The sequence below is a fragment of the Paenibacillus sp. FSL R7-269 genome (assembly GCF_000517865.1).
Lineage (GTDB): Bacteria > Bacillota > Bacilli > Paenibacillales > Paenibacillaceae > Paenibacillus_AQ.
Genome location: NZ_ASPS01000028.1, coordinates 116,116 through 124,318 on the forward strand (window position 1 = coordinate 116,116; position 8,203 = coordinate 124,318).

At 55.6% G+C, this 8,203-nt stretch carries 3 protein-coding genes; 1 reads left to right on the top strand and 2 read right to left on the bottom strand.

What is annotated here, in order from left to right; all coding sequences use genetic code 11:
• Positions 1-348: 348 nt before the first annotated feature.
• Positions 349-1,935 carry a response regulator gene (locus C162_RS14705; RefSeq protein WP_036695230.1) on the bottom strand — a complete coding sequence of 529 codons (1,587 nt, stop codon included), beginning with the start codon at positions 1,933-1,935 and terminating at the stop codon, positions 349-351.
• A 2-nt stretch (positions 1,936-1,937) separates the two neighbouring features.
• Positions 1,938-3,758 carry a sensor histidine kinase gene (locus tag C162_RS14710; protein WP_235218438.1) on the bottom strand — a complete coding sequence of 607 codons (1,821 nt, stop codon included), beginning with the start codon at positions 3,756-3,758 and terminating at the stop codon, positions 1,938-1,940.
• Between the two features lie 585 nt (positions 3,759-4,343).
• Between C162_RS14710 and C162_RS14720 the strand changes: the two genes are divergently transcribed.
• Positions 4,344-8,203, top strand: a 3,860-nt coding sequence (locus tag C162_RS14720; RefSeq protein ID WP_327196381.1) for a LamG-like jellyroll fold domain-containing protein, incomplete at its 3' end; no start/stop codon positions are given.

Consider the following 8,203-nt stretch of genomic DNA (forward strand, 5'->3'; position numbering starts at 1 on the left):
CCCGCCGCTCCCGGAATGGCTGTTTTTTACGGAAACATTCCCTTTTTTGACCAATCCCCGGAAGCGGCAAAAAGTGCACCCGCAGCGGATGCACTTCTTTTACAGACTCTGTTCTTTTTTTGACAATTGCCACTATATAAATTGAACTAATGATTTTTTAGGTTTTAGGATTAGCCGTGACTCCAGAGAAGTTTTGGACTTCCGGCCGCTGCCCTTCTGCAGATTTCTTGATTTTATACCGTTTTTAACGGTTGAAATCCGCAGACAAAGGCGGTCGCTACCGCTCCTACAGTTCCAAAATTCCCCTCCGCCACTTTTCCTTTAACTTAAATTTTTAGTTCAATCTATCTAGCCCCGGTACTCCTCCGGACTCATGCCGTTCAGCTTCTTGAACAGCTTGCTGAAATATGCGGTGTTCGGATAGCCCACACGCTCGGCAACCTCATAGACCTTGATGTTCCTGTCCCTGAGCATGCTCTTGGCCTTCTCCATGCGCAGCCGGGTCAGGAAGCTGACGAAATTCTCGCCCGTCTCCTGCTTGAACACCCGGCTGAGATAGGAGGCATTCACGTTAATCTGTTCCGCCACCGACTGCAGCGAGATATCCTCTGCGTAGAGCTGCATCATCAGCTCACTCGCCTGCTCCGCATAGCTCCGGGAGGAATGACCCTGCGACATCTGCGCTCTGCACTGCTCCAGATAACCGGTAATGAGTCCGTGCAGCCCCTCCAGACTCTCCTCCCCGAGGATGCTCTCATACAGGGTCAGCCCGGCTTCGTTCGGCTCAGGCAGCGCCGGGAAGCAGGACTGAATCACTGCCAGCATCCTGATATAGACTAAGCGCGCCGCCTGCTTCGTGCAGCCTTCCTCCAGCAAGGACTCCTTCAAGCGGTTCAGGAAGGCTATCGCCTCCCCGCTGCCGCTCTCAGTATCCTGCCTGAATCTGCGCAGGGCAGACTTGTCGATGGTCATCCGTTCTCCGCTTCTCTGCCTGCTGCGGGCCTGATCGTAGAAGCACAGGCCGCTGCCATTCTCCAGGAACAGTGCATCCAGGGCCATGTCGGCCTCCTTGTATGCGCGCTTCAGCCTGTCGAAGCCGGAGGCCGGAGCGCTGACGCCGATCGACAGGGTCAGCTTCAGGAAATCCTTCATCGCCGCCTGGATCTTGGCGGCGGCGCGCTCGATCTCCGCGCGGACAATCCGCCCTTCCTCTCCGAGATCAAGCAGCAGCACATATTCCGCGGAATTCATAACGATGATCTCCTTCGCCCGCTTGCGGGGCAGGATCTCTTCCAGAATATTCGCCACCGAATAGCGCAGCAGCTTCTCGTCCTGCTCCACATACTTGCGCCGCAGCTGGTCGAACCGGTTGATCCGCAGCTTCATCAGCACCATCGGCCCGTCAGGCAGCCGGATGTGCAATGCTTCCCGCCGGGCGAGCACCTCATCGGCTCCCTTGAAGCCGCTCAGCACTTCCTTGAACAGCGTCTCCTTCAAATGCTCGATGCTCTCCTTGTAGGAGCCGGGCGGCATTCCGGCGGAGCTGCCCGCGGAGAGGCGGACGGCCCGCTTCTTGACCGTCTCCAGCACATGCACCAGCTGCTGCGGCTTCATATCGCTCTTGATCAGATAGTCCGCCGCCCCAAGCCGGAGCGCCTCCTGGGCATACTGGAATTCCTCCAGACAGCTAAGGATGACGAATTGCCCGCTGATGTCCAGCCGCCGGGCCTCCCGGATCAGCTCCAGGCCGTCCATCACCGGCATTTTGATATCCGTAATAATCAGATCCGGCCGGTGCGTCCCGGCCAGCTCCAGTGCTTCGCGCCCGTTAGCGGCCTCCCCCAGAATCGTGAAGCCTTCATCTTCCCATTGGATGATCGACTTCAGACCGATACGCATCAGCAGCTCGTCATCCACGATAATCACACCCAGCATACTCAATAGCCCTCCTTCCTGTCCCGAATGGGAATGGTGATTACGAATACCGCACCCAGTCCCGGGCTGCTCTCGAACGAAACCCCATACGGATCGCCGTATAACCGGCGTACCCTCTGATGCACATTGATCACGCCGATGCCGCCGCTGTCCTCTGCGCCGCCCAGCCTGCTGCGCAGCTTCGCTGATGCCTCAGCGCTCATGCCTGCGCCGTTGTCTTTTACCGTAATGGTAAGTTCAGTATTCCCGGCACGCCGGACCTCGATGGACAGCAGCCCGTCCTCCTGGTCGGCAATTCCGTGGAAGATTGCATTCTCGACCAGCGGCTGAATGCTCAGCTTCGGGATCTCCTGCTCCGCAAGCGTCCCCTCCACTTCAGAGTGGAATTCAATCCGGTTGAAATAACGCACCTTCTGAATGACGATATAATGGAGGATGTGCTCCAGTTCCTCACGGATCGGCACCAGCCGGTTGTCCGTTTTGGCGGTATAGCGGAGCATGGAGATCAGCGCCCCGGTCATCTCTACAATTTTGTCCGACTGCTGCATGGTGGCGATCCACTTGACCGAATTCAATGTATTGTACAGGAAATGGGGGCTGATCTGCGCCTGCAAGGCCCGGATCTCGGCCTCGACCTTCTGCCCCTGCTCCACATAGATCCGCTCCACCAGCTGTTTGAGTTCAGCGGACATTTGCTCGAAGCGGCTGGCCATGACACCGATCTCATCATTCGAGCGGACCGCCGGCAGATTATCGAATTTCCCTTGCTCCACCAGCGTCATATTGCGGATCAGCTGCTTGATCGGGCGGGTGATCAGATTCGACATGTACACTGAGCTGGCCAGGGCGAACAGGAGTAGCACAACGGCAATCGTCCACAGGTTCTGCTTCAGGATGTCGCCTTCGACCGCCAGCTCTTCCACCGGCATGTACATAAAAGTCTTCCATTTATGTTCCTCGAACGGCGATTGGATGAGAATATAGTTCTTCCCGGCTACGCGGACAATCTGCCTGCCTGAACCTGCGGCGAGTTCTTCCTCACGAACCGGGAAGAGTGTCCTGAACGGCTTGCCGATCAGGTTATAATTGTTATTGAATATAATCATGCCGCTGTCATCGGTAACAGTGAAGGCCGAACGGTTGCCTGCCTCCATCCGCTTGTTCAGCCGGTTGATGAAATCTATGTCTACACTTACCGCCATAACGCCTAGCAGCTTGCCGTTCTCCATATCGAAGATTTTACGCAGATTGTAGATCGTCCAGTTGTTGTCCGCCTTGGTCTGCCGGTCCAGCCGGGTCGGCAAATCGCGCGTAATATCGTCGGAACGCAGGAATTCGGTGAACCAGTCCTCCGCACGGGGGGTATAGGTATAATCGACAGGCTTGTTCGGGGCCACATAGAGGTCGCTGCCATTCACCAGATTATAGACATAGATAGAGATGGCGCGGTCCTTCATCGTGATGTAATTCATCAGCAGCTGTGTGGCCTGAAGTTCGTTCGTCACAGAGCTGTCGTGCAAGAAATTCTGCACCGGATAGTTCTCCTGGGATACAGCAGAGATGTAGCTGTTAATCCCGTAGCTGGCGATGAGGGAGATCTGCTTCGTGTCCTCCAGGAATTCCTCAATGCGGATATTCGACTGTCTCGTCACATCGGCCAGCAGGTCCGTATATTTACGTTCAAGCATCTGTTGGGAGGAGATATAGGAGTTCACGAACAGAATCACAACCGGAATCAGAATGGCCAGCAGAAAAAAGAACAACATCTTGTTCTTCACGCTCACAAAACGGCGGCTGGGCTTCAAGGTGAAGGGTACTTTCAAGTCATAACCTCCAGCGGCAGAGTTAGTGGAATACCTTTAATGATAGACTCCCGGCTGCTTTCCCGCCACCCTGCTCTGCATGTCTTTTTTTTACTCTTTTCGTTCCCTTTTTTACATGTGGGGGATTACGGAGGAAGGTCTGGAAGAATTCTGCAGTTTCCACTTCTGCTTCCCCGGCTGCCCGCTCCAGGCGGTAACCCAGACACGTAAAGAAAGGAACAAAAACAGTAAAAAAGCTTGATTTTATAGTATGGGTCATTCCCTTAACATTCTCGGTGAAGCGAAGCAGCAATGACAGGGAGGTTGCGGTGCCTATGCGGAGATAGCGGAGCGAAGGTATAGAGAATTGTTGCATGTGCTAGAGATCACTACCGGCAAGCCGTACAGACGATCATCACCGGAAGCACATAAGGACATTAGGTAAAGGTATCCTAAAAAAACAAAAGAGGTGAGTATCTATTGAGGCTATATCTTAAGCGTTCACTGATATCTATACTGGCAATTCTGACTCTCCTGCCCTCCAGTTTAGCAAGCGCTTCCACAGTTTCGACCGCAGACCCGGTTCCAGTAGCGGATTCTGTATGGGTGACTGATTCGGAGTTAGTGACTGATCCGGTTACGGCACCTGATTCCGATGAAGTGCCCGCTTCCCCGGCGGAGCCGGAGGCAGCTGCACTGCCTGAGGCTGCTCCTGTTCAGGAGACTGTGCCGGAGCAAGTCCAGATGAAGACCGCTTCTGAAGCGGCCCCGCTGTTCCAGTGGAGCTTCCGCTCCGGGCAGGTGCTTGACCGCACCACGGTGGTGAACAGCGTCTACCCCAATGCGGCCGCCGAACGCGCCGAGCTGAAGGGAGTAGCTGCCATTGTCTACGACGACCAGCGCGGAGACGTCCTCTCCTTGCCCGGCGGCGCCAACGGAACCGCTTGGCTGAAGCTGCCAGATCAGCTCTACAGCGGAATCAAGGATGAGCTGTCCATCTCCTTTTGGGCTAACATCGACTCTTCGGCTAACGCCTATAACCGTCTGCTGTCCTCCACAATTGCCGAGAAGGGGCTGACGAATGCCGGAGTAAGCGGCTGGCAGGACTCCGAGTTCATTATCATCGCCGGGGACGGCACGTTCAGCAACCGGATCTATACCGGCACGAATCCAAGCCAGATTGCCAGTTACAAAGGCGATATCGTCTGGAACCGCAACCCGGCCAAAGGCAAGTGGCAGCAGGTGACCGTCACCCTGACCAGCAGCGGGGCTTATGAGGTCTATCTGAACGGTATCCCGGTCGGCATCAAGGGTCTGGATCAGAGCAAAAGCTCATCAGGTGCGACGATGGTTTCGGTATTGCAGCACTTTTTCTCGCGCGACTATCTGGACGCCCTGAAGTTCAATGCGTTCGGCAGATCGCTCTATACTTCGGATGGAGATATCAAGGGGAAATTCGACGACCTGAGAATCTACAATGTCCAGCTCACGGCCAGCCAGGTCAGCGCGTTATATACATCAACCAAGCATGAAGAGGTTGTGGTAACCAATCCGGCCAAAATAACGGTCGATCTCGCCGACCGCTCGCTCGGACCTGTATACCACGGGGCCTCCGGTGCGCTCTATGCCATCAGTGAGCCTAACGTGCCGGATATCAATACGCTGATTCCGATCAAGCCCTCACATATCTCCCAGAAGCCGCCCAACGGCATCCAGCATCCTACCGGCGATGCGCTCAGAGTGTCGGATTATTTCTTCGAGGCTGGCGGGGAAGCCGTAAATATCGTCATGCAGGATTATTACCAGCACTGGTATTATCCGTCCAGAACGGCAGAGGAATATATCCAGGAAGCGGTCATTCCGATCACAACGGCAGTCAAGGCCTACAAGGATCAATGGGAGGCGGCGAATCCGGGACGGGATGCGGATGCGAAATTCATCTATATTCCGTTCAATGAGCCTGAGCAGAACAACACCCGTTATCCCCAGCTGCTGTCAGACAGCCAGACGGGGAGAACCTCCAGAGCCGTGTTCAATGCCGACTGGCTTGCCGTAGTCAAGAAGATCAAAGAAATCGATCCCGGGGCCGTGATTTCCGGCGTGAATCTGACCCAGTACGGGGCTAAAGTATTCGAGGATTTCATTCCCTTCTGTGTGGAGAATGATTGCCTGCCCGATATTATCAGCTGGCATATGCTGTGGGACAAAGCTTTCAATCAGGCGGCCTCGAACGTCACAACCTTCCGGGCCGTGGAAGCGAAGTCCTTACAGCGCTATAAAGAGCTGTACCCGGACCGCCCTCTTCCCTTCCCGCTCAAAGTCGATATCAATGAATATGCAGCCACTTCAGAGATCGCTGTGGGCGGCTCGCTTGTCCATTACATCGCACGTTACGATGAGCTGAAAATGAACAGCATGCTGCCGTATTGGAATACTGCCAACTCCTACGGGTCCCTACTCGCCGGGCAGAACGAGCCGAACGGGGCATGGTGGCTCTACAAATGGTATGCCGACATGATGGGCGGCGATATGGCCAAGGTCAATGTGATCAACGCCAGAGCTGAGAATGACGCCTTCGGCCCCGGCCTGTACGGGTTAACTTCGATTCAAGACCAGAAGCAGCAGGTCAGTATCGCCTTCGGCGGGACCCAAGGAGACGGTCAAATCGTGTTCAACAACGTCACCGGTAACGGGAACAGCCCTTCCTTCCTGGCAGGAGCTGAAGAGGTGCATGTCACTGTATTCTATGCGGGCTATACCGGCCTGACCGGCTTCCTGGTGGAGCCTACACAGATTCTGGACCGCAATGTTCCGGTCAAGAATGGTTCGGTCACGCTGGATGTAAGCCTGAATGATTACACCTCAGCCTATTATGCAGTCATCACTCCGGCCGTCACTCATGCTCCGCAGGAGACCTTCGTAAGGCGCTTCGAGGCGGAGAATGCGCAGGTGCAGACCAATGTAGCCACAACGGATCACTATCCGCGTAAAAGCACTGGACGCTCCGCCTCGAACGGCCAGTATGTGTCAGGCATCAAGGCTGCGGACAGCCTCGTGAAATGGACAGAGGTGACCATACCGGCAGACGGAAATTACCGCCTGGATCTGATTGGCGGCAGCGGCGCAACCGCTTCGCTGCGCAATCAATCGAATACGGGTGATGCCAATCAGCGGATCAATTCGGAATGGTTCGTCAAGATTGACGGTCTGCCGGCCACCAAAGTAGTTCTGCGTGCAGATTACAACATGCAGCTGCTTGGCGGCAATACGATATTCGCCGATTTGACGCAAGGCACTCATTCCATCGGCATCAGCAGAACCAACCCGGATACGGGAGAAGCGGGCCAGGGCGAATCCACTCTGGATGCCATCGAGCTGACGTATAACGGGCTGCCTGGCGCACTTCCGAATTATCGTGTGCAGGCGGAATTCGCCGAATATGATTCAGAGCAGGGCTTGTCCCGGGCCGTTAGCCAGGAAGGCTTCGAGGGGGCCGGATATGTGAGCGGCTACGGCGGCAGCCAGGAGGCCAACACCCGGTTCGTTGTCAGCGTGCTGGAAGACGGGATGTATGAGCTGACGGCACGTTACGCCTCTGCGGACAGCGGGAAGCTGCAGCTTGCCCATGACCGTAAGCCTCTGGTTGATCTTCCTGTTGTGAATACGAACGGGCAATGGCAGGATGCCAAAGCTCCAGTCTTCCTAAGGAAAGGTATTAACCTGATCGACGTGCGCTCCAGCGCGGCGCTTAGTCTGGATTACATTAATGCAGCCTTTGTAAGTAAGACTGCTCTATATTCTGTGGAGGCTGAGGCGGCAACAGTGGTTGGAACACCAGCCGGTTCCGAGCTGCCGCTCATCCGGGAGGATGCGTTCGCCAAATACGCCTCCGGCGGCAAATATGTGAACGGCATCACCTCCTACGACGGAGCAGAGCGTTATCTGCAGCTTGGGGACATTAACGTGCCTAAGGCAGGCACCTACAAGCTGGTGGTCACTTATGCTAACGGTGAAAGTGCGGGAACCCATGCTTACAACAATGATGTCGTTGAACGCTATGTGCAAGTAAGCGTCAACGGCGGCGAACCGCAGACGGTCTACTTCAAGAACACCATCTCCTGGCAGCAGTTCGCCACACAGACACTGGATGTGGAGCTGAAGGCAGGCGTCAACACGATCCGCTTCTCGAACAACAATACGTACAACGGCGGCTCCAACCCTTATGGCGGAAGCGGCGCACAAGGCTTCACGCCATACACTGCGGTCCCGCGCCAGTACACACCGGCATTTGACCGGTTCGATCTGTATGCCCGCCACACGATGGAGGTAAGCGGCGGCGGCGATAACGGCGGCGGCGATAACGGCGGCGGCGATAATGGCGGCGGCAATAACGGCGGCGGCAATAACGGCGGCGGCAATAACGGCGGCGGCGATAACGGCGGCGGCGATAATGGCGGCGGCGATAA